Genomic DNA, 19,337 nt, shown 5'->3' with positions numbered 1-19,337 from the left:
AGCGCTTAAGGCGGTTGAAGGCGTCAAAAGCTCAAACACCGGGCCGCCCCTTCATGGGGCGCCCGGTCATCGGACGACGAGCCGACGCACATGAGTAATCGGCGCCTCGCGGTTGGAGCCGTCGCCAAAATAAATGTGCACCGGACCGTCGTCGCGCAACGGTTTTCCGTTTTGGGAAAAAGCGAAAATCAGGTCGTACGCCTTTTCCAGAGGGATCACGGTTTCTCCATGTTCCGTCTCAATGACAAGTTCAGACGCGTCTTCATGCGGCTCAGCGTTTCGCAAAAATGGGGCGAACGGCATGCCGAACGAGCCGGTGATGATTTTCTCCTTCAAAAAGCGCCGCTCCGTTTTCAACGTCGGCGGAAAAACCGCGCCCTCTTGAATTTCCCGGTCCCAAAATGCCGACAGCTTTTTGATTTCCTCGTCCTCTTGCTCCGCTTCCGTCGGCTGTGGAGCCGGCTCCGAAAAATACGCATCCATGTCCACTTTCCGGTCGTCGAAAATCCAGACGCCGGGGTCAAGCGTGATCGTAAACTTCACCTTTCCTGTCAGCACAATAATATCGTTCATGAAACACCTCTCCTCTGCATGTTCCCACCGTTTTTAGTATAATAATAATGAAAGAGCTTGTCATGTTCCAGGCCCGGTTGCTGTCAACGGTTTCAACTTGCAAAATGGCTTGTTTCACGTTAAGATGTAAAGAAGGATAGGGGAGAGAACGGAGGGATCGATGTGACGGACGAATCGATGAGCTATCGGGAGAAGGCGTACGCGCTTTTACAAGCGGATGCAGAGAAAATCATCCAACTCATCCGCGTGCAAATGGACCATTTGACGATGCCGCAATGTCCGGTGTATGAAGAAGTGCTTGACACGCAAATGTTCGGGTTGTCACGGGAAATTGATTTTGCGGTGCGCCTCGGGCTTGTGGAGGCGAAAGACGGAAAGGCGCTCCTTGACCGGCTTGAGCGCGAACTTTCCACGTTGCACGAGGCCGTGGCCAAAAAGCGCGTGCGATAAAGGATATATAAAACAACTCAAACGATTGGTTTCCCGTCGTTTGAGTTTTTCTGTTTTTCGGCAGGAAAACAGCGCGCCGCTGCGAATGATTTTAAGTACATACATGTTCACAGGGAAGAGGAACGATGGAACGACAATTATGGAAAAAAGTATTGAAGTGCTATGATTATCCGCTGATCACCGCGGTCATCATGCTGTCGTTGTTCGGATTGATTATGGTGTACAGCTCAAGCATGGTCACCGCTGTCATCCGCTTTGAAGTGCCAAGCGACTATTTTTACGAGCGGCAAAAACTGTGGCTGATTGCCGGATTCATCGCGTTCGCCATCACGATGGCGATTCCGTATAAAGTGTGGCGGGCGGAGCGATGGGTGAAACTCGTCTTTTTTGCTTCTCCATTGATGCTGATCGCCGTCGCTTTTCTCGGCCATACGGCCAACAACGCAACAAGCTGGTTTCGCGTCGGGGCGCTTTCGATCCAACCGGCGGAGCTCGCGAAGCTCGGTCTGATTTTATACTTGGCCGCAGCGTTTGCCAACAAGCGGAAGCGGCTGGCCGAGCCGGCGAAAAGCAATTTGTTCCCCATTTATTATACATTGGTGATTTGTTTCCTGATTGCCATACAGCCTGACTTCGGAACGGCGGCGATCGTGTTTGCCATCGCGATGTGCATCATTGTTTCGTCCGGTTTGCGCCTCGTGTTGCTTCTAAAGCAGCTGCTTTTTTTTACATTGATCGGGACGGTGCTGTCACCGTTTTGGCTCCCGGTTGCTGGCAAAAAAATTTTTTCTCCTGAACGGGTATCGCGTCTTTACAGCTTTTTGGATCCATTTCAATACGCAAACGGCGATGGCTACCAGCTCGTTAATTCGTATTTGGCGATCGGGCTTGGCGGGCTGAAAGGAGTGGGGCTTGGCAAAGGCATTCAAAAATACGGCTACCTGCCAGAGTCGCACACCGATTTTATTATGGCGGTCATCGCCGAAGAGCTCGGCTTATTTGGTGTAGCGTTCACGCTTGGGTTATTGGCGTTTATCGTGCTGCGCGGGCTTTGGATTGCCCGCCGCTCCCACGATGCGTTTGGGAGTCTGCTTGCGATCGGCATCTCCGTCATGATCGGCTTTCAAACGTTCATTAACGTTGGTGGGGTCGTTGGCCTTATTCCGATTACAGGGGTGCCGCTGCCGCTCGTCAGCTATGGGGGAACGTCGCTTGTCCTGACCATGGCTTCGCTCGGTCTGCTTGTGAACATTTCTATGTTTGCAAAGTACGAACAACGGTATAAAAAAGCGGAAAAAACGATGGTCAGCAAACAGAAAAGAGGTCTGACTTTTTAGAAAGTGTATTTACAAATCGGCAAAACTTTTATACTTTTATTAAATAAAGGAGGAGGGACAGAATGAGGACAAGACGAATTCGCAAAGTGCTGGTAGCCAACCGCGGAGAGATCGCCATTCGCGTTTTCCGCGCCTGCACGGAGCTTGATATCCGCACCGTGGCGATTTATTCGAAGGAAGACGCCGGATCGTACCACCGCTACAAAGCGGATGAGGCGTATTTAGTCGGGGAAGGGAAAAAACCGATCGAAGCGTACTTGGACATCGAAGGCATCATTGAGATCGCCAAAGCCCACGATGTTGATGCCATCCACCCGGGATATGGGTTTTTGTCGGAAAACATTCAATTTGCCAAACGGTGCCGCGAAGAGGGGATTATTTTCATCGGCCCGAATGAAGAACATTTGGATATGTTCGGCGATAAAGTGAAAGCGCGGCATGCGGCCATGAAGGCGGGCATTCCGGTCATCCCGGGCAGCGACGGACCGGTCGGCGGCCTTGAGGATGTCGTCCGCTTTGCCGAGACGCACGGATACCCGATCATCATTAAAGCGGCGCTTGGCGGCGGCGGCCGGGGCATGCGCATCGTCCGCTCAAAGTCGGAAGTGAAGGAAGCGTTTGAGCGGGCTAAGTCGGAAGCGAAAGCGGCGTTTGGCAGCGATGACGTTTATGTCGAAAAGCTGATTGAAAAGCCGAAGCATATTGAAGTGCAAATTTTGGGCGACCACGAAGGAAACATCGTTCACCTTTATGAACGCGACTGCTCGGTGCAGCGCCGCCATCAAAAAGTCGTGGAAGTCGCGCCGAGCGTCTCGTTGTCGGACGAGCTGCGCGAGCGCATTTGCGAGGCGGCGGTCCGGCTCATGAGAAGCGTCGGCTACGTCAACGCTGGCACGGTTGAGTTTCTCGTCTCCGGGGATGAGTTTTATTTCATCGAAGTCAATCCGCGCATTCAAGTTGAGCATACGATCACCGAAATGATCACCGGGATTGACATCGTCCAGTCGCAAATTTTAATCGCCGACGGATTTTCGCTCCACAGCCCGGAAGTCGGCATTCCCAAGCAGGAGGACATCCGCATCAACGGCTACGCCATTCAGTCGCGGGTGACGACGGAAGACCCGCTCAACAACTTTATGCCGGATACGGGAAAAATTATGGCGTACCGTTCCGGCGGCGGTTTTGGCGTGCGCTTGGACGCCGGCAATGGCTTCCAAGGGGCGGTCATTACGCCGTATTACGATTCGCTGCTCGTGAAAGTGTCGACATGGGCGTTGACGTTTGAGCAGGCGGCAAGAAAAATGTTGCGCAACTTGCGCGAATTCCGCATCCGCGGCATTAAAACGAACATCCCGTTTTTGGAAAACGTCGTTCAGCATCCGAAATTTTTGTCGGGGGAATACGATACGTCATTTATCGATACGACGCCGGAATTGTTTGTATTCCCGCGCCGAAAAGACCGCGGGACGAAAATGCTTACGTACATCGGCACCGTGACGGTCAACGGCTTCCCTGGCATCGGCAAAAAGAAAAAGCCGGTGTTTGACAAACCGCGCGTGCCGAAGGTGAGCCAAACGGAACCGATCCCAGCGGGAACGAAGCAAATTTTGGATGAACGCGGACCTGAAGGGCTTGTTCGCTGGATCCAAGAGCAGCCGCGCGTGCTCTTGACCGATACGACGTTCCGTGACGCTCATCAGTCGTTGTTGGCGACCCGCGTCCGCACGATCGACTTGTTGCGGATCGCTGAGCCGACGGCGCGTTTGCTGCCCAACTTATTCTCGCTTGAGATGTGGGGCGGGGCGACGTTTGATGTGGCGTACCGCTTTTTGAAAGAAGATCCGTGGGACCGGCTGCTCAAGCTGCGCGAGCGCATCCCGAACGTGCTGTTCCAGATGCTTCTTCGCTCGGCCAACGCCGTGGGGTATAAAAACTATCCCGACAACGTCATCCGCGAGTTCGTTGAAAAATCGGCGCAAGCCGGCATTGATGTGTTCCGCATTTTCGATAGCCTAAACTGGGTGAAAGGGATGACGGTGGCGATCGATGCCGTCCGGCAAAGCGGCAAAATCGCCGAGGCGGCTATTTGCTATACAGGCGATATTTTGGACCCGAACCGGCCGAAGTATAATTTGGATTATTACAAAGCCTTGGCGAAAGAGCTCGAGCAAGCCGGTGCGCACATTTTAGGCATTAAGGATATGGCCGGCCTGTTGAAGCCGCAGGCGGCGTACGTGCTCATTTCCGCGCTCAAGGAAACGGTCGACATTCCGATCCATTTGCATACGCATGACACGAGCGGCAACGGCATTTATACGTACGCCAAAGCGATCGAAGCCGGCGTCGATATCGTCGATGTCGCCGTCAGCTCGATGGCCGGCTTGACGTCGCAGCCGAGCGCCAATACGCTCTACTATGCCTTTGAAGGAACGGAGCGGGCGCCGGAGGTCGATATTTACGGCCTTGAGCAGTTGGCCCGCTATTGGGAAGACGTGCGCAAAATTTAGCCGAAAANAAAGCTGCCATTAAAACGTCGCCGAAAAACGGAAGTATATATGCATGAGATGCCAGGCGGCCAGTACAGCAACTTGCAGCAGCAGGCGAAAGCGGTCGGCCTCGGCGATCGGTGGGATGAAGTGAAAGAAATGTATCGCCGCGTCAACGACTTGTTCGGCGACATCGTCAAAGTGACGCCATCATCGAAAGTTGTCGGCGACATGGCGCTTTACATGGTGCAAAACAATTTGACGGAGCAAGACATTTTTGAACGCGGCGAAACGCTCAATTTCCCAGACTCGGTCGTGGAGTTTTTCGAAGGCTATTTAGGCCAGCCGCATGGCGGGTTCCCGAAAGAGTTGCAGCGCATTATTTTGAAAGGGCGCGAACCGATCACCGTTCGTCCGGGCGAGCTGCTTGAGCCGGTTGATTTCGAGCAAATCAAGCGGGAGCTGTATGACAAGCTCGGCCGCGAAGTGACCGACTTTGACGCCATTGCCTATGCGCTTTATCCGAAAGTGTTTTTGGAATATGCCGAAACGGTCGAAAAATACGGCGATATTTCAGTGCTCGATACACCGACGTTCCTGTACGGCATGCGCCTCGGCGAAGAGATCGAAGTGGAGATTGAGCGCGGGAAAACGCTCATCGTCAAACTCGTCTCCATCGGCCAGCCGCAGGCGGACGGCACACGCGTCGTTTACTTCGAGCTGAACGGCCAGCCGCGCGAAGTCATCATCCGCGATGAAAGCATCAAAGCCGCTGTCGCTGAGCGCATCAAGGCCGATCGGACGAATCCGAACCACATTGCCGCCACGATGCCGGGCACGGTTGTGAAAGTGCTCGTGGAGAAAGGGGAAAAAGTTGACAAAGGCGACCATTTGATGGTTACGGAAGCGATGAAGATGGAAACGACGGTGCAGGCGCCGTTTGCCGGCATTGTCAAAGATATTTACGTCAAAAGCGGCGATGCCATTCAAGCGGGGGATTTGCTAATTGAGCTGTCCAAATGAAACTGTCCATCGCGCGCAAAAAGAGGGTGTCCCAAAAGGATCGGGATACCCTCTTTCGTTGCTCTATATACGTGCTGACTGCTTCTGCTGCACGATAGGTTGTGCCTATCTTGAAGACAGACAACCTTTTGGGTCAGCCCCTTTTGGTTTGCTGACCGACGAACGTCATTTCAACGTCGCCGGCGCCGCTTCCCCAGCTGAATGGTCGGCGGCTTTTACCGGCGCGCGGCGGGTGCGGAGCGCCAAAAGCAATAAATAGCTGAGCACACCGAACAGGCAGGAAATGAAAAAGGCATGCGCCAAGGCAATGTATAAATTCAGCTGCGTAAAAACGACAAGCGCTCCAGTCGTCATTTGCGCGAGCACGAGCAAAAGGGCGATGAGCCATCCGTAGTAGATGACCGGCTGCCTGCGGTAATGGCGGACGGCATGTATTGCGGCGGCGGCGATCCAAATGATGATGACAGCAGCGGCCAATCGATGGCCCATCTGCACCCATTCATGAAACTGAACCGGGAGGAGGCGCGTTTTCGCGCAAAGCGGCCAGCTCGGACAAGCGAGGCTGGCGTTCGTATGGCGCACGAGCGCCCCGGTGTAGACGACGATGTATGAGTATATGGTGATGCCGTAAATATGAAACCGCATTTTGCCGTCAAGCGAAAGGGAAGCGGCGGAAAACGTTTTGTCGATTTCAAAAATCAATAGCGTCAATAGCAGCACAGCGGCAAACGAAATGAGCGAAATGCCGAAATGCAAGGCGAGGACGAAATCGGACTGCCCCCACACGACCGCGGCGGCGCCGATCAGCCCTTGCAAGACGAGAAAGACAAACGATATGACCGCTAAAAACTTTGTCTCCTGCACATGGCCAATGGCTCTCCACGCCCAGATGGAAAGGATGAGCACCATGATGCCGGCAAGGCCGGAAACGAGTCGATGGCTCAGCTCGATGATGAGCTCAGGCGTAATGTGATCCGGCACCCATTGGCCGTTGCACAGCGGCCATGATCGGCCGCACCCCATGCCGGATCCGGTTTTGGTCACAAGCGCTCCGCCAATTAAAACAAACAACATTGCCAACGTGGTTGCCGAGGCAAACCATTTCAGTGAACGTTGCAAAATCTTCACCTTCTTGTATTGAGAAACTGTGATTTTGTCCATATTAGTAAAGTGATGGATTTTATTGCAGCCAACCGTGTCGCCAAGCCAAATCTATTTTACACGATGGCGGCCGGAAACACAAAATGACGTTTGCATATTGAATAAGTCGATTAAGTTTGCTAGAAATATTAATGGGACAAGCGAATGAGCCGTTTTGGGTGCGCGCATTCAAAAATTTGACACAAATTATTCAAAAAAAGTTCACATGATGAGGAAAAAATGTGATTTAATATAAAGAGGAAACAGCCCGTTTTTGCTATTTGGCGTTGGAAAGAATTTCAGGCAACATCACGGCGCCGGCCGGGCAAGGAGCGGCGCAGCGAGGAGGAACAGGAGACATGGCCGAATTGAAAGCGGTGCACCAGGATGCGGCCGATGCCGGTCATCGCTCGCATGTGAGCGTCAAGGCAGTTTGGAGAGAGTTATCGTCTGTTGTGAAAATCGGAATCGTCAATTCCAATTTGATTACGACGTTCGCCGGAATGTGGCTGGCGTTTTATTTTACTGGGGAACACTTTTTGGAGAACCTGCATCTTGTCTTTTTCACACTGTTTGGAGCAGCGCTTGTCATCGCGGGTTCATGCGCCATCAACAACTACATTGACCGCGACATTGATCAATATATGGAGCGGACGAAAGCACGCCCGACCGTCACCGGGACGATGGATCCGCGGCGGGTGCTTTGGCTTGGGATTGGTCTTGTCGCAATCGGCGAGATGGGCCTGCTTATGACAACGGTTACGGCTGCCGTCGTCGGGTTGATCGGTATGGCGACGTACGTCTTTTTATACACCCTTTGGACGAAGCGCCATTACACGATCAACACCGTTGTCGGCAGCATTTCCGGCGCGGTGCCGCCGGTTATCGGCTGGACGGCGGTCGATCCGGAGTTTCATATTGTTCCGCTCATCTTGTTTTTGATCATGTTTTTATGGCAGCCGCCGCACTTTTTGGCGTTGGCGATGAAGCGATGCGAAGAATATCGTGCAGCCGGCATCCCGATGTTGCCGGTCGTCCATGGATTCGCCATGACGAAGCGGCAAATCATCGTTTGGGTGGCATGTTTGCTGCCGTTGCCGTTTTACTTGTTCTCGCTTGGCGTTCCATTTTTAATCGTGGCCACGCTGCTCAATGTCGGCTGGCTGCTGCTGGGATTGGCAGGTTTGAAAATGAAAGATGACATCAAATGGGCGAAGTGGATGTTCGTCTATTCGCTCAATTACTTGACGATTTTGTTCGTGGCGATGGTCATCGCGACGCTTTGGTGAATTAAGATAAAATTCTTTCTTTAGTGAAAGAATTTATATACATTTATCCATCAAAGAAAGAGGGGTTTGATTAGGCTATGAACAAGGGGCTCTGTAACTGGCGCTTATTTTCCCTGTTCGGGATGATGGCGCTGTTGCTCGCCGGTTGCGGCAAACCGTTTTTATCGACGCTCCAGCCCGCCGGTGAAGTAGCGGACATGCAGTATTCGCTCATGCTGTTGAGCACATCGATCATGGTGCTCGTCATTGTCGTCGTGGCGATCATCTTCGTTTACGTTGTCATCCGCTTCCGGCGGCGCAAGGGGGAAGAAAATAAAATCCCGAAGCAAGTGGAAGGGAACCATAAACTGGAAATTATCTGGACTGTCATTCCGATCATCCTCTTGCTCATTTTGGCCGTGCCGACGGTATCAACCACGTTTAAACTGGCCGATGTCAAGGCGATGAACGACAAAAAACGAGATAAGGATACAGTTGTCGTCAATGTTCGCGCCAACCAATACTGGTGGGAGTTTGAATATCCGGATTACGGCATTATCACGAGCCAAGATTTGGTCGTGCCGACGAATGAAAAAGTGTATTTCAACTTGATTGCGTCGGATGTCAAACATTCGTTCTGGATTCCGGCGGTCGGCGGCAAAATGGATACGAACACCGACAACAAAAACCAATTTTGGCTTGTTTTTGACCAAAAGGCGACCGATAAAGCCGGCGGCGTCTTTTACGGCAAATGTGCGGAGCTTTGCGGTCCGTCCCATGCGCTGATGGATTTTAAAGTTCGGCCGTTGCCGCGCGACCAATTTGACGCCTGGGTGAAAAAGATGCAAAATGCGAAAAAACCGGTTGTCACCGATCCGGTCGCCAAAGAAGGGGAAGCGATTTTCAATAAAAGCTGTATTGGCTGCCATGCGGTGACGCCTGTGGACAAGCGTCCGGTGCAAGCGCGCACGGCGCCGAACTTGGCGAACTTTGGCGATCGCGAACGAATCGCCGGTATTTTGGAGCATAATGAAGAAAATCTGAAAAAATGGCTGAGAGACCCGAACAGCGTGAAGCCTGGAAATAAAATGGCGGGTACATATGGCCACTTGACGGAAGAGCAAATTGATGNCCGGTCGCCAAAGAAGGGGAAGCGATTTTCAATAAAAGCTGTATTGGCTGCCATGCGGTGACGCCTGTGGACAAGCGTCCGGTGCAAGCGCGCACGGCGCCGAACTTGGCGAACTTTGGCGATCGCGAACGAATCGCCGGTATTTTGGAGCATAATGAAGAAAATCTGAAAAAATGGCTGAGAGACCCGAACAGCGTGAAGCCTGGAAATAAAATGGCGGGTACATATGGCCACTTGACGGAAGAGCAAATTGATGCATTGACGAAATATTTGATGAGCTTAAAAGTGGAATAAAGCATGAGAAGGAGGTTTCACCGTGAGTACAATCGCGCGCAAAAAGGGTGTTGGCGCCGTTTTGTGGGATTATTTGACAACGGTCGACCATAAAAAAATCGCCCATCTGTACTTGATTGCCGGCGGGTTTTTCTTCCTGCTCGGCGGTCTCGAGGCGTTGTTCATCCGCATTCAGCTCGCCAAGCCGAACAACGATTTCCTTGTCGGCGGGTTGTATAACGAAGTGTTGACGATGCATGGGACGACGATGATTTTCTTGGCTGCGATGCCGCTTGTTTTCGCCTTTATGAACGCAGTCGTGCCGCTGCAGATCGGCGCGCGCGACGTCGCGTTCCCGTTTTTGAACGCTCTTGGATTCTGGATGTTTTTCTTCGGTGGTTTGTTTTTGAACTGTTCATGGTTTTTAGGCGGCGCACCGGACGCTGGTTGGACGTCGTATGCGTCGCTGTCGCTTGACTCAAAAGCGCATCATGGCATCGACTTTTATACGCTCGGGCTGCAAATTTCCGGCTTCGGAACGATCATGGGTGCCATTAACTTTCTTGTGACGATCATCAACATGCGCGCTCCGGGCATGACGTTTATGCGCATGCCGATGTTCACATGGGCGACGTTTGTGACGTCGGCGCTCATCTTGTTTGCGTTTCCGCCGCTTACGGTCGGCTTGATTTTCATGATGATGGATCGATTGTTTGGCGGCAACTTCTTTAACCCCGCTGCCGGCGGCAATACGATCATCTGGGAGCACTTGTTCTGGGTGTTCGGCCATCCGGAAGTATACATCCTTGTCTTGCCGGCGTTCGGCATTTTCTCGGAAATTTTCGCGACGTTCTCGCGCAAACGCCTATTCGGTTATTCGTCAATGGTGTTTGCGACGGTGCTTATTGCTTTCTTAGGGTTCATGGTATGGGCGCACCATATGTTCACGGTCGGGATGGGGCCGATTGCGAACGCCATCTTTGCCGTCGCGACGATGACGATCGCCGTTCCGACAGGAGTCAAAATTTTCAACTGGCTGTTTACGATGTGGGGCGGAAGCATCAAATTCACAACGCCGATGCATTATGCCGTCGCCTTCATCCCGTCGTTCGTCATGGGCGGGGTGACCGGGGTCATGTTGGCGTCGGCGGCGGCGGACTATCAATACCATGACAGCTATTTCGTCGTTGCGCACTTCCATTACGTCATCGTCGGCGGGGTTGTGTTCGCTTTGCTCGCGGGCACGCATTATTGGTGGCCGAAAATGTTTGGCCGCATGCTGAATGAAACGCTCGGCAAAATTACGTTCTGGCTGTTCTTTATCGGGTTCCATTTAACGTTCTTTATTCAGCACTTCCTTGGTTTGACAGGGATGCCGCGGCGCGTGTTTACGTATTTGCCGCATCAAGGATGGGAGACTGGCAACTTGATCAGTACGATCGGCGCGTTCTTTATGGCGGCCGCCACGGTCATTTTGCTCATTAACATCGTGATTACAACCGCAAAAGGAGAAAAAGTGGCGGGCGATGCGTGGGGCGACGGCCGCACGCTCGAATGGGCGATCGCTTCGCCGCCGCCGGTGTACAATTTTGCCCAACTGCCGCTCGTCCGCGGGCTGGACGCTTTCTGGCTCGAAAAAATGGAAGGCAAAAACGAATTGACGCCAGCCGAACCGCTTGGCGACATCCATATGCCGAATTCGTCGTTCCTGCCGTTTGTCATTGCGTTCGGTCTGTTTGTCGCCGCCTTCGGCTTTACGTATCATAACGATGCTGGATGGGGCTTGCCGGTCGGCATTCTTGGCCTGCTCATTACGCTCGGTTCGATGTTCTTGCGCTCGGTGATCGATGATCACGGCTTCCACATCCATAAAGAAGAAGTGCTTGAACTTGAGAAGAAGGGGGCGAACGCCTGATGCATGCAGAGGAAAAATTGACGGCCGAGACGTTTCCGGCCGCGCCGGAACGCGCCACCCTTGAGGGGAAAAATAAGTTTCTTGGCTTCTGGCTCTTTTTAGGCGGAGAGACGGTGCTGTTCGCCTCTCTCTTCGCCACCTATTTGGCGCTCAAAGATAAAACGAACGGCGGCCCTTCGGCGGAAGAACTGTTCCAAATGCCGGTCGTGTTCATGGCGACGATGCTGCTGCTAACCAGCAGCTTGACGAGCGTGTATGCCATTTATCATATGAAAAACTTTGACTTTAAAAAGATGCAGCTCTGGTTTGGCATTACCGTTTTGCTTGGCGCCGGCTTTTTGGGCTTGGAAATTTACGAGTTCAATGAATATGTGCATGAAGGCCATAAGTTTACGACCAGCGCTTTCGCTTCAGCGTTCTACACGCTCGTTGGCACGCACGGAAGCCACGTCGCGTTCGGGTTGCTTTGGATTTTGACGCTCATGATTCGCAACGCTAAGCGTGGGTTGAATTTATACAACGCCCCGAAGTTTTACGTCGCGAGCCTTTATTGGCACTTCATCGATGTTGTCTGGGTGTTCATTTTTACCGTTGTATACTTGATGGGAATGGTGGGGTGAACGTATGGCGAACCAAACGAATTCAGGAAATGAGCGCATCGACTTAGCGTATCGCCGCCGGAAAAATGCGGAAGAAATGCGCCATCAAATGATTGCATTCGTTTTGATGATTTTGTTGACGCTCATTGCCTTCGCCGCCGTTGGTTACGAAGAGTTTTCCCATTGGTTTGTCGTTCCGTTTATTTTGCTTTTAGCCGCCGTGCAGGTCGCATTTCAGCTGTATTATTTCATGCACATGAGCCATAAAGGCCACGAATTCCCGGCGATGTTTATTTACGGCGGTGTGGCGGTTATGCTTCTACTTGTTTGGGCGTTTACAACAGTCGTTTGGTGGTAAGAAAAGGGGGAATCGGTTTTTGCACCGGTTTCCCCTTTTTCAATAGCCTTGGCGCGGCGTCGTATAGTATAATGGGAAAGGACAAATCAGGAGGGGATTCGTATGTTTCAATCGCTGCAAATGTTTGGCCCCGTTGCCCTTTGGAGTCCGTTTTTTTTGCTTATGTTAGCGGCGGTTGCGTTGCTGTACATTGGGATCACCGGGCCATGGCGGCAGCGTTTCGGCCTCGGTGATGCCGTTTCGGAGAAGCAGAAAGCGTATTTTTTGACCGGGATTGCGCTTCTTTATATATGCAAANTGTACATTGGGATCACCGGGCCATGGCGGCAGCGTTTCGGCCTCGGTGATGCCGTTTCGGAGAAGCAGAAAGCGTATTTTTTGACCGGGATTGCGCTTCTTTATATATGCAAAGGGTCTCCGTTGGATTTGATGGGCCATTTGACGTTCACCGCCCATATGGTGCAAATGGCAGTGCTGTATTTGATCGTGCCGCAATGTTTTATTTTAGGCATTCCGGCGCCGCTTTATGAGCGCGCATTCCGCATCACAGCAGTGCGCCGCGTGTTTCGGCTGTTGACAAAGCCAATTGTGGCGTTGCTGCTGTTTAACGGCTTGTTTTCGCTTTATCACGTTCCATTCATTTTTGACGCTGTGAAAATGAATATGTGGCTGCATGCGTTTGTTACCTCGGTCATTTTCGTTGCCGCGTTTTGCATGTGGTGGCCGCTTGTCAACAAGCTGCCCGATTGGCAAACGTTGTCCGGCCTAAAAAAAATGGGTTACATTTTCGCTGACGGCATGCTGTTGACCCCGGCTTGCGCGCTCATCATTTTTACCGATACGCCGCTTTATGCGACGTATACTGACCCGAAAGCATGGATGGCCGCGCTGGCTCTATGCGTTCCTCAAGGGACGCTGGCTTCGCTTGATTTGACCGGGCCGCAAATGTTTTTATCGATGTCGCCGCTCCATGATCAGCAGCTCGGCGGAGTGTTGATGAAAATCATCCAGGAAATCGTGTACGGGACGATGCTGTTCTTCATCTTCACCGAATGGTATCGGAAGGAGCGGGAGAAAGAGCCAAGCATGGATATGGAGCCGCGGCCGACCAAACTGTAAAGCGCGGTTGGCCGCCAACGATGAACAAAGAAGAAAGGGAGAGAAGCGATGGCCGTTTTACCGACAATCAGCACGAGCTGCATCGTGATCAGCGCTTTGCTTGTTGCTTATGGGTGGTATTTGATCAGCCGCAGGCGGATCGAAGCGCATAAAAAGGTGATGCTGACGGCAGCGGTGTTTGCTTTGCTGTTTTTCACCATTTACATGTCGCGGACGTTGTTTATCGGCAATACGAGCTTTGGCGGGCCGGAGAACGTCAAAGTGTACTATACGCTGTTTCTTATTTTCCATATTGTGCTGGCGACAGTTGGCGCCGTATTTGGCCTTGTCACGATTTGGACGGGATTGAAAGACAAGAGGGCCCGCCATCGTCGGCTTGGGCCGATCACCAGCATCATTTGGTTTGGCAGCGCCTCAACCGGGGTCGTCGTCTATTGGCTGCTTTATGTCCTCTATCCAGGGGGCCAAACGACGTCGCTCATCAAGGCGGTGCTCGGTTTTTAACCGGCGGGCAAGGAGCAAGGGCAGCGGCGGTTGCATAGCATAGAATACAACACGCCTATATAGACGTGATTTTGTGCAGCGGGGGGGGAAGGCGGTGAACACGTTTCGCTATCGGAAACGGAGCGCCGTAGAGGCGACGCTATTGACAATTGTCATGATGTGTGTGCGCGGCCAGACGGAGGTCGCCCTTGACGATTGTGAGGTGTTCATCACCGTTGCTCAAGGCGGGCGGTGCCGCGTCACGGTAAAGATGTCCATTCGATATGGGGCGCCGGTGATGGAAGTTTGCCGCCAGCTGCAACAGCATATTGCCGAGGAGATCGCCGCGATGACGCCATATGTCGCCGAGGCGGTCGACATTGTTGTCAAACGGCTTGTCATGCCGGAAAAAAACGCATGAGAACCGCGCTCTCATGCGTTTTTTGATTATTCTTTGATTTTTTCAAGCTCGCTTTTGACCTGCGCCAACACGTTTTGGCATTGGCTGACAAGAGAGGACGGAAAATGCTCATCATCGCCGTATTCGACGCCGTGTGGATAGTAATGTTTCCCTAAAATCGGCGTGAGCAGCTTAATGAGTGCATAGCGCGAATCGACGTTTCCCTCAATGGCGTATCCTTGAACGCGCAAATAGTAGGTGCCTTCTTTCACGACGTATTTCCGGTCGTATGTGACCCGTTCATAATCCCATTGCGCCGCGCGTACAAAGCCGAGGCGCTCCATAATGTCATCAAGGCGGGATAGTTCGACCGTCTGATTTTCCAGTCCGGTATTTTCAAACTTCATCCTTCTTCCTCCTAACAACACAGTATGTAAAAGCGCCAAACAGGAAATCATCCCCTCATTTATAATAGTACGAAAACGGTTTGCTTTTCAACGAATTGTTTGCCGTTGTTTCCGTTTCGCTCGCATTTTTTTGTGTGATCCGGCGCACAATACGGGTAGAAAGGAGAGACGAAGAATGCAAACGGTACGGGACGTCATGTCAACGGATGTGCAATATTGCACCCCCCTTGACAATCTCTACGAAGCGGCGGTAAAAATGCGCGATTTCAACGTCGGGGCGATTCCGATTGTCGATGACGGCCGCCTTGTCGGAATGATTACCGACCGCGATATTGTCGTGCGCGGCATGGCTGAAAAACGTCCTGGTTCGACTGCGGTGACGGAAGTGATGAGCCGCGATCTCGTCACGCTTTCTCCGGACGATTCGGTGCAAAAGGCAGCAGATATGATGGCACGTCACCAAATTCGCCGCCTCCCGGTCGTAGAAAACGGGCGTTTGGTCGGCATCATCTCGCTCGGCGATTTGGCGACGAACCGCTATTCTGATGAACGCGCGGGTCGTGCGTTAAGCGAGATTTCCGAACAAGACGCCATCCATTGACAAATGCAACGGACACGGCTTCTTTCGAGGAGGAGCGCTCTTTTTGGGTGTCCTCTTTTTTTTGCCTCTAAAAAACGGCTATAATGGCAATAAGGAGATTGCGCAGAAAGCGGGAGTTGCCGTGTGAAATGGTTTTTCCTTTTTTTGTTTTTCTTGATTGGATTGTATTATTTTGTGCCGAGTCCGCCGCCCCCGAGCCCCCCGGAGCAGCCAGAGACGAATCGATACATGTTGAAAGAGCCGAAGGCGACGGCCGGCATCGTTGCGTTGATTTTTCGGCAAAGTTTTCGGAAGCGCCGGNATGGTTTTTCCTTTTTTTGTTTTTCTTGATTGGATTGTATTATTTTGTGCCGAGTCCGCCGCCCCCGAGCCCCCCGGAGCAGCCAGAGACGAATCGATACATGTTGAAAGAGCCGAAGGCGACGGCCGGCATCGTTGCGTTGATCGGGCAATCGGCGCAAGAGGCGAAAAAACTGTTTGGCGCCCCAGACCGAATCGACCCGTCAGCTTACGGATATGACTGGTGGGTGTACAGCCGTCGACCCGAGTCGTACGTGCAGATTGGCATCTTGCGCGGTCGCGTCGTCACCGCCCTTGTCGGCGGAGAGAAGGTGAACGTTGAACCGTTTGCGGTCGGCCAGCGGTTGCAGACGATTTTTCAAACGATGCCGGTGCTATCGAACATTGAGATTAAGCTAGGCAACGGGACATACCGGTTTGAGCTGTCTGAACAAGATTACTCATCAAGGCCGGTTGTCAAAGTTGGCAGCGTCTACGCTCAGCTGTATGTTGACCGCTTTACCGGCGAGGTGGCGGCGATCCGCCTGATGGATGCAGAAACGTTCGTCAAGTTGCGGCCGTACGAGCTCGTTTACCGCGGCAGCCTGCCGGCGGCCGCGCCGCTGTCGGAAGAAAAGCGACAGGCTGTTGATGCGGCCAACGCGAAGCAAATTTTTGACTGGACGAATTTGATCCGCCGTCGCCATGGGCTTTCCTCTCTCATGTGGGATGACAAGGCCGCTGCCGCTGCGGAAAAACATAGCCGAGATATGCATGATCACCAGTTTTTCTCCCACGAGTCGCCGCAGTATGGCGATTTATCGAGGCGGCTTGGCGCGCTTCACATTCCGTTCCAGCTTGCCGGGGAAAATATCGCCGCCCATCAAGTCGATGGCGTTGAGGCGACCATCGGATGGCTGAACAGCCAAAACCATCGGAAAATTATGTTGAACGAAGAGTTCACCCGCTTGGGCGTTGGCGTCTACGCCGATTACTATACGCAAAACTTCTTTACGCCGCTCTAAAAATTGGGCGCACCTCTCTTTGTTGGATGCGATATGATATGGCAGATAGGCATGAGTGGACGAAAGGGATGAGAACCGCCATGGTCAAGCCTCTGCATCCTTCCGTTGAACAGTTTAAACAGTTTGTGAAAAAACATCCAAAAATCATCCAAGAGGTGCGCAGTGGCAAAAAGACGTGGAAACAAGTGTATGAGGATTGGTATTTGTTCGGGGAAGACGATGACATATGGGAGCCGTATCGGGAAACAAACGGTGCGGCAAAAGAGGAGGAAAAAGGAACGAACAAATGGCTCGATAAGCTCGCGTCTATGTTTGGACAGATCGATGCAGCCGATGTGCAAAAACATTTGGCGAACGTCCAGCAGGCGATCGCGGCGATCCAAAGCATTCTTTCCGAATTTCAAGGGGCCGGTCAAGAACAAAGAAACAAAGAAGCGCATCCGTTTTCGTTCCGCAAAGATTAAAGGGTGGTGGCGATGAGGAAAGATGTATGGCAATATGTACAAGGAACACCGATGTTGCGCGCGTTTTTGCGCGAACAGCCGCGCTGGTACCGGCTCCTTGCCCGCCGTCCGCATGAACTGTCGACGTTCCAATTGGCCGCCTTGCGCCACTATGAGCTGACGATCCCTGACAAAGTGGAAAGAATCTCCCAATCGTTGCAAATGGCGTCGCTTATGTGGCAAATGTTTAAAGCCATGCGCGACTAATCGGGCGGCCAATGGCAAAGACTAGTTTCGAAAGGGAGTGATGTCTTTGCCAAAGTGGTTTGCATGGTTTGCGGCTGTCATATTGCTTGCGGCGTATGCCTTCTTTGAGCCGGCGCCGTCGTCCTCCGCTCACGCCGAAGCAGTGGGCGGTCCGCTTCAGGTGAAGCATGAAGTGAAAGGAAGCGACGTATTCATTGAATGTGTTGCCGTCCACTTTCCGTTCCGCAAAGGGAGCGGCGGCGGACACATTAATGTCTATGTCAACGGGCAAAAAATGACGGAAGTATACACGGCCGCCTTTATCGTGCGCGGTTTGCCGAGCGGGAAACATACCATCCGTCTTGAGCTCGTCTACAATGATGGGAAAGCAACCGGCATGACGCACGAATTTGACGTCGCCATCCGATAGAGATGACGACGATCGTTTAAAAGGCGAACAGAGGCGATTCGGCACAGTCTGGATCGCCTTTTTTGTTTGCTTCTTTGCTATCTCTTTCCTTTTCATTTTCTTTTCGTTCATGGTATGATGGATAATGGAGGTGCCATTTGGTGAAGATTGCGACTCTCGAGCGCATCGAGATTTTAGATAAAGCAGAAGCGTTGGCCAAAATGATTGTCGAGTCGGACGTGGCGGACGAATACCGCCGCGCCTTTTGGCGGCTGAAGCAAGACCGCCGCGCCCAGCAGCTGATCGCTCGCTTTGTCAAGCTGAAGGAGCGCTACGAAGAAGTGCAGCGCTTCGGAAAATACCATCCTGATTACCGCGACGTGATGAAAGAAGTGCGCGAAGCGAAGCGGGAGCTCGATTTGCATGAGACGGTCGCCGCCTTTAAGGAGGCGGAGAAGGCGATGCAAGAGTTGCTTGATGAGATCAGCGTGCTGATCGGCAAAGCGGTGTCCGAACATGTGAAAGTGCCGACCGGAAATCCGTACTTTTTGTCGGCGGGCTGTTCCGGTGGCTGCGGGGCGGGCGGAAGCTGCGGCTGCCGCACATAAAAAAGGGGAAGGGACTATGTTTCCAAAACGGCAAGGGATTATCGTTTGGCTTCATTCGCTGAAATATGGGAAACAGTTGCGCAAGTTCGGCAACATTCATTACATTTCCAAACGGCTGAAGTATGCTGTTCTGTATTGTGATATGGAGCAAGTCGACCATGTAATGAAAAAGCTCGCCTCGCTTCCGTTCGTCAAGCGGGTCGAGCCGTCGTACCGCCCATTTTTAAAACTGGAATTTGAATCGAAAGGGGAGAAGGAAAAAGACTCCCCGTATCCGCTTGGATGAAGGAAAACAGCGGGTCGAAAAAAAGCCGGCACCGGCTTTTCGACCCGCTGTTTCTTTGTTTACTGCAGCGGCGGGATGAAGCGATTCATCCGCATAATGCCGATCAAATGTTGGTAATATAAATCGGGTTCAGCGAACATCGTCGATGGCTTAACATCAAGGTGAATGACGTCCATGCCCAGCTCCTTTGCGGTTTCCATAAATAGTTCGTACCGTTTGTTTGGCTTGACGGACGGATCGGGAATGCCTTCACGGCAAATGTAAAGTGGTTGGAAATCGCCGGGATCCGTCGGATGAAGGACAACGGCCAAGGAGACGACCGCCTGGCCTTTTTTCACCGTATGAAAGACAAAGAATCCGGACAAACGATGGCGGTTGGCCTTCGCCAATGCAATCAGCTCATATATATCGGAATATCCTTCGCCAAGTTCGATAAATCGTTGGATCATGAATCGTTCCCCCTTGCAAGCATCGTCC

21 protein-coding genes and 2 pseudogenes are annotated in these 19,337 nt (G+C 52.3%); 19 read left to right on the top strand and 4 right to left on the bottom strand.

What is annotated here, in order from left to right; genetic code table 11:
* Positions 1 to 66: 66 nt before the first annotated feature.
* Entirely contained in the window at positions 67 to 573 is a 507-nt protein-coding gene (locus tag T260_RS128565) for a molybdopterin-binding protein (RefSeq protein ID WP_011230576.1), read from the bottom strand.
* Between the two features lie 162 nt (positions 574 to 735).
* Between T260_RS128565 and T260_RS128570 the strand changes: the two genes are divergently transcribed.
* The 3 genes and pseudogenes from T260_RS128570 to pyc all read left to right on the top strand — a co-directional run bounded on the left by T260_RS128570 (position 736) and on the right by pyc (position 5,869).
* Complete coding sequence (locus tag T260_RS128570; protein WP_011230577.1) at positions 736 to 1,023, top strand: Fpa/YlaN family protein; 288 nt, start codon at positions 736 to 738, stop codon at positions 1,021 to 1,023.
* A 125-nt stretch (positions 1,024 to 1,148) separates the two neighbouring features.
* Positions 1,149 to 2,360, top strand: coding sequence for a putative lipid II flippase FtsW (gene ftsW / locus T260_RS128575; RefSeq protein ID WP_023634058.1), 1,212 nt, complete (start codon positions 1,149 to 1,151; stop codon positions 2,358 to 2,360).
* Positions 2,361 to 2,422: 62 nt separating this feature from the next.
* Positions 2,423 to 5,869: pseudogene (pyc, locus tag T260_RS01000000138000) on the top strand (pyruvate carboxylase).
* A gap of 165 nt (positions 5,870 to 6,034) precedes the next feature.
* Here pyc and T260_RS128580 read toward each other — a convergent pair.
* On the bottom strand, positions 6,035 to 6,988 hold the full coding sequence (locus T260_RS128580; RefSeq protein WP_011230580.1) for a COX15/CtaA family protein: 954 nt from the start codon (positions 6,986 to 6,988) through the stop codon (positions 6,035 to 6,037).
* A 380-nt stretch (positions 6,989 to 7,368) separates the two neighbouring features.
* On the opposite strand from T260_RS128580, the gene cyoE reads away from it, so the two are divergent.
* From cyoE to T260_RS128625, 9 genes and pseudogenes are all read left to right on the top strand, one after another.
* Positions 7,369 to 8,298 carry a heme o synthase gene (gene cyoE / locus T260_RS128585; protein ID WP_031205760.1) on the top strand — a complete coding sequence of 310 codons (930 nt, stop codon included), beginning with the start codon at positions 7,369 to 7,371 and terminating at the stop codon, positions 8,296 to 8,298.
* A gap of 77 nt (positions 8,299 to 8,375) precedes the next feature.
* Positions 8,376 to 9,470: a cytochrome c oxidase subunit II gene (coxB, locus tag T260_RS128590; RefSeq protein WP_050582931.1), complete on the top strand. Its 1,095-nt coding sequence runs from the start codon at positions 8,376 to 8,378 to the stop codon at positions 9,468 to 9,470.
* Positions 9,410 to 9,703 (top strand): annotated as a pseudogene (locus tag T260_RS128595) (c-type cytochrome); the annotation flags it as partial. The gene coxB and the pseudogene T260_RS128595, both read left to right, overlap by 61 nt.
* A gap of 22 nt (positions 9,704 to 9,725) precedes the next feature.
* Positions 9,726 to 11,597 (top strand): cytochrome c oxidase subunit I, encoded by a 1,872-nt coding sequence (ctaD, locus tag T260_RS128600; RefSeq protein WP_014195356.1) that lies wholly within the window; start codon positions 9,726 to 9,728, stop codon positions 11,595 to 11,597.
* Positions 11,597 to 12,217 carry a cytochrome c oxidase subunit III gene (gene ctaE, locus T260_RS128605; protein WP_011230584.1) on the top strand — a complete coding sequence of 207 codons (621 nt, stop codon included), beginning with the start codon at positions 11,597 to 11,599 and terminating at the stop codon, positions 12,215 to 12,217. Before ctaD ends, ctaE begins: the two co-directional genes overlap by 1 nt.
* A 4-nt stretch (positions 12,218 to 12,221) precedes the next feature.
* Positions 12,222 to 12,554 (top strand): cytochrome c oxidase subunit IVB, encoded by a 333-nt coding sequence (gene ctaF / locus T260_RS128610; RefSeq protein ID WP_011230585.1) that lies wholly within the window; start codon positions 12,222 to 12,224, stop codon positions 12,552 to 12,554.
* 102 nt (positions 12,555 to 12,656) lie between these two features.
* Complete coding sequence (ctaG, locus tag T260_RS128615; RefSeq protein ID WP_023634055.1) at positions 12,657 to 13,673, top strand: cytochrome c oxidase assembly factor CtaG; 1,017 nt, start codon at positions 12,657 to 12,659, stop codon at positions 13,671 to 13,673.
* Between the two features lie 48 nt (positions 13,674 to 13,721).
* Positions 13,722 to 14,177, top strand: coding sequence for a DUF420 domain-containing protein (locus T260_RS128620; protein ID WP_011230587.1), 456 nt, complete (start codon positions 13,722 to 13,724; stop codon positions 14,175 to 14,177).
* A 94-nt stretch (positions 14,178 to 14,271) separates the two neighbouring features.
* Entirely contained in the window at positions 14,272 to 14,577 is a 306-nt protein-coding gene (locus tag T260_RS128625; RefSeq protein WP_011230588.1) for an Asp23/Gls24 family envelope stress response protein, read from the top strand.
* A gap of 26 nt (positions 14,578 to 14,603) precedes the next feature.
* Here T260_RS128625 and T260_RS128630 read toward each other — a convergent pair whose 3' ends face one another.
* A complete protein-coding gene (locus tag T260_RS128630; RefSeq protein WP_011230589.1) occupies positions 14,604 to 14,963 on the bottom strand; it encodes a YugN family protein in 360 nt (119 codons plus the stop codon).
* A gap of 175 nt (positions 14,964 to 15,138) precedes the next feature.
* Between T260_RS128630 and T260_RS128635 the strand changes: the two genes are divergently transcribed.
* The 7 genes from T260_RS128635 to T260_RS128665 all read left to right on the top strand — a co-directional run bounded on the left by T260_RS128635 (position 15,139) and on the right by T260_RS128665 (position 18,860).
* Positions 15,139 to 15,564, top strand: coding sequence for a CBS domain-containing protein (locus T260_RS128635; RefSeq protein ID WP_023634054.1), 426 nt, complete (start codon positions 15,139 to 15,141; stop codon positions 15,562 to 15,564).
* A 401-nt stretch (positions 15,565 to 15,965) separates the two neighbouring features.
* On the top strand, positions 15,966 to 16,868 hold the full coding sequence (locus tag T260_RS128640) for a CAP domain-containing protein (protein ID WP_236620438.1): 903 nt from the start codon (positions 15,966 to 15,968) through the stop codon (positions 16,866 to 16,868).
* An 80-nt stretch (positions 16,869 to 16,948) separates the two neighbouring features.
* Positions 16,949 to 17,332 carry a YlbD family protein gene (locus tag T260_RS128645; RefSeq protein ID WP_031212787.1) on the top strand — a complete coding sequence of 128 codons (384 nt, stop codon included), beginning with the start codon at positions 16,949 to 16,951 and terminating at the stop codon, positions 17,330 to 17,332.
* Between the two features lie 12 nt (positions 17,333 to 17,344).
* A complete protein-coding gene (locus tag T260_RS128650; protein ID WP_011230593.1) occupies positions 17,345 to 17,578 on the top strand; it encodes a YlbE-like family protein in 234 nt (77 codons plus the stop codon).
* Positions 17,579 to 17,618: 40 nt separating this feature from the next.
* The gene (locus T260_RS128655; protein WP_015374350.1) at positions 17,619 to 17,987 is read left to right on the top strand and encodes a hypothetical protein; all 369 of its coding nucleotides are present in this window, start codon (positions 17,619 to 17,621) and stop codon (positions 17,985 to 17,987) included.
* 140 nt (positions 17,988 to 18,127) lie between these two features.
* A complete protein-coding gene (locus tag T260_RS128660; protein ID WP_011230595.1) occupies positions 18,128 to 18,574 on the top strand; it encodes a YlbF/YmcA family competence regulator in 447 nt (148 codons plus the stop codon).
* Between the two features lie 16 nt (positions 18,575 to 18,590).
* The gene (locus T260_RS128665; RefSeq protein WP_011230596.1) at positions 18,591 to 18,860 is read left to right on the top strand and encodes a YlbG family protein; all 270 of its coding nucleotides are present in this window, start codon (positions 18,591 to 18,593) and stop codon (positions 18,858 to 18,860) included.
* A 59-nt stretch (positions 18,861 to 18,919) separates the two neighbouring features.
* Here T260_RS128665 and T260_RS128670 read toward each other — a convergent pair whose 3' ends face one another.
* Positions 18,920 to 19,309, bottom strand: a complete 390-nt coding sequence (locus tag T260_RS128670) for a DUF7147 family protein (RefSeq protein WP_011230597.1) — start codon at positions 19,307 to 19,309, stop codon at positions 18,920 to 18,922.
* Between the last annotated feature and the right edge of the window lie 28 nt (positions 19,310 to 19,337).

It is taken from the genome of Geobacillus thermopakistaniensis (assembly GCF_000498995.1).
GTDB classification, from domain to species: Bacteria; Bacillota; Bacilli; order Bacillales; family Anoxybacillaceae; genus Geobacillus; species Geobacillus thermoleovorans.
This window is presented reverse-complemented; position numbering and strand designations above follow the sequence as displayed.

Coding starts and splice junctions, on each gene's coding strand:
- T260_RS128655 (WP_015374350.1), top strand. CDS start 17,619: ATGTCTTTGCCAAAGTGGTTTGCATGGTTTGCGGCTGTCATATTGCTT.
- T260_RS128645 (WP_031212787.1), top strand. CDS start 16,949: ATGGTCAAGCCTCTGCATCCTTCCGTTGAACAGTTTAAACAGTTTGTG.
- T260_RS128620 (WP_011230587.1), top strand. CDS start 13,722: ATGGCCGTTTTACCGACAATCAGCACGAGCTGCATCGTGATCAGCGCT.
- cyoE (WP_031205760.1), top strand. CDS start 7,369: ATGGCCGAATTGAAAGCGGTGCACCAGGATGCGGCCGATGCCGGTCAT.
- ftsW (WP_023634058.1), top strand. CDS start 1,149: ATGGAACGACAATTATGGAAAAAAGTATTGAAGTGCTATGATTATCCG.
- T260_RS128565 (WP_011230576.1), bottom strand. CDS start 573: ATGAACGATATTATTGTGCTGACAGGAAAGGTGAAGTTTACGATCACG.
- T260_RS128670 (WP_011230597.1), bottom strand. CDS start 19,309: ATGATCCAACGATTTATCGAACTTGGCGAAGGATATTCCGATATATAT.
- ctaF (WP_011230585.1), top strand. CDS start 12,222: ATGGCGAACCAAACGAATTCAGGAAATGAGCGCATCGACTTAGCGTAT.
- T260_RS128640 (WP_236620438.1), top strand. CDS start 15,966: ATGTTGAAAGAGCCGAAGGCGACGGCCGGCATCGTTGCGTTGATCGGG.
- T260_RS128665 (WP_011230596.1), top strand. CDS start 18,591: ATGTTTCCAAAACGGCAAGGGATTATCGTTTGGCTTCATTCGCTGAAA.
- ctaE (WP_011230584.1), top strand. CDS start 11,597: ATGCATGCAGAGGAAAAATTGACGGCCGAGACGTTTCCGGCCGCGCCG.
- T260_RS128650 (WP_011230593.1), top strand. CDS start 17,345: ATGAGGAAAGATGTATGGCAATATGTACAAGGAACACCGATGTTGCGC.
- T260_RS128630 (WP_011230589.1), bottom strand. CDS start 14,963: ATGAAGTTTGAAAATACCGGACTGGAAAATCAGACGGTCGAACTATCC.
- T260_RS128635 (WP_023634054.1), top strand. CDS start 15,139: ATGCAAACGGTACGGGACGTCATGTCAACGGATGTGCAATATTGCACC.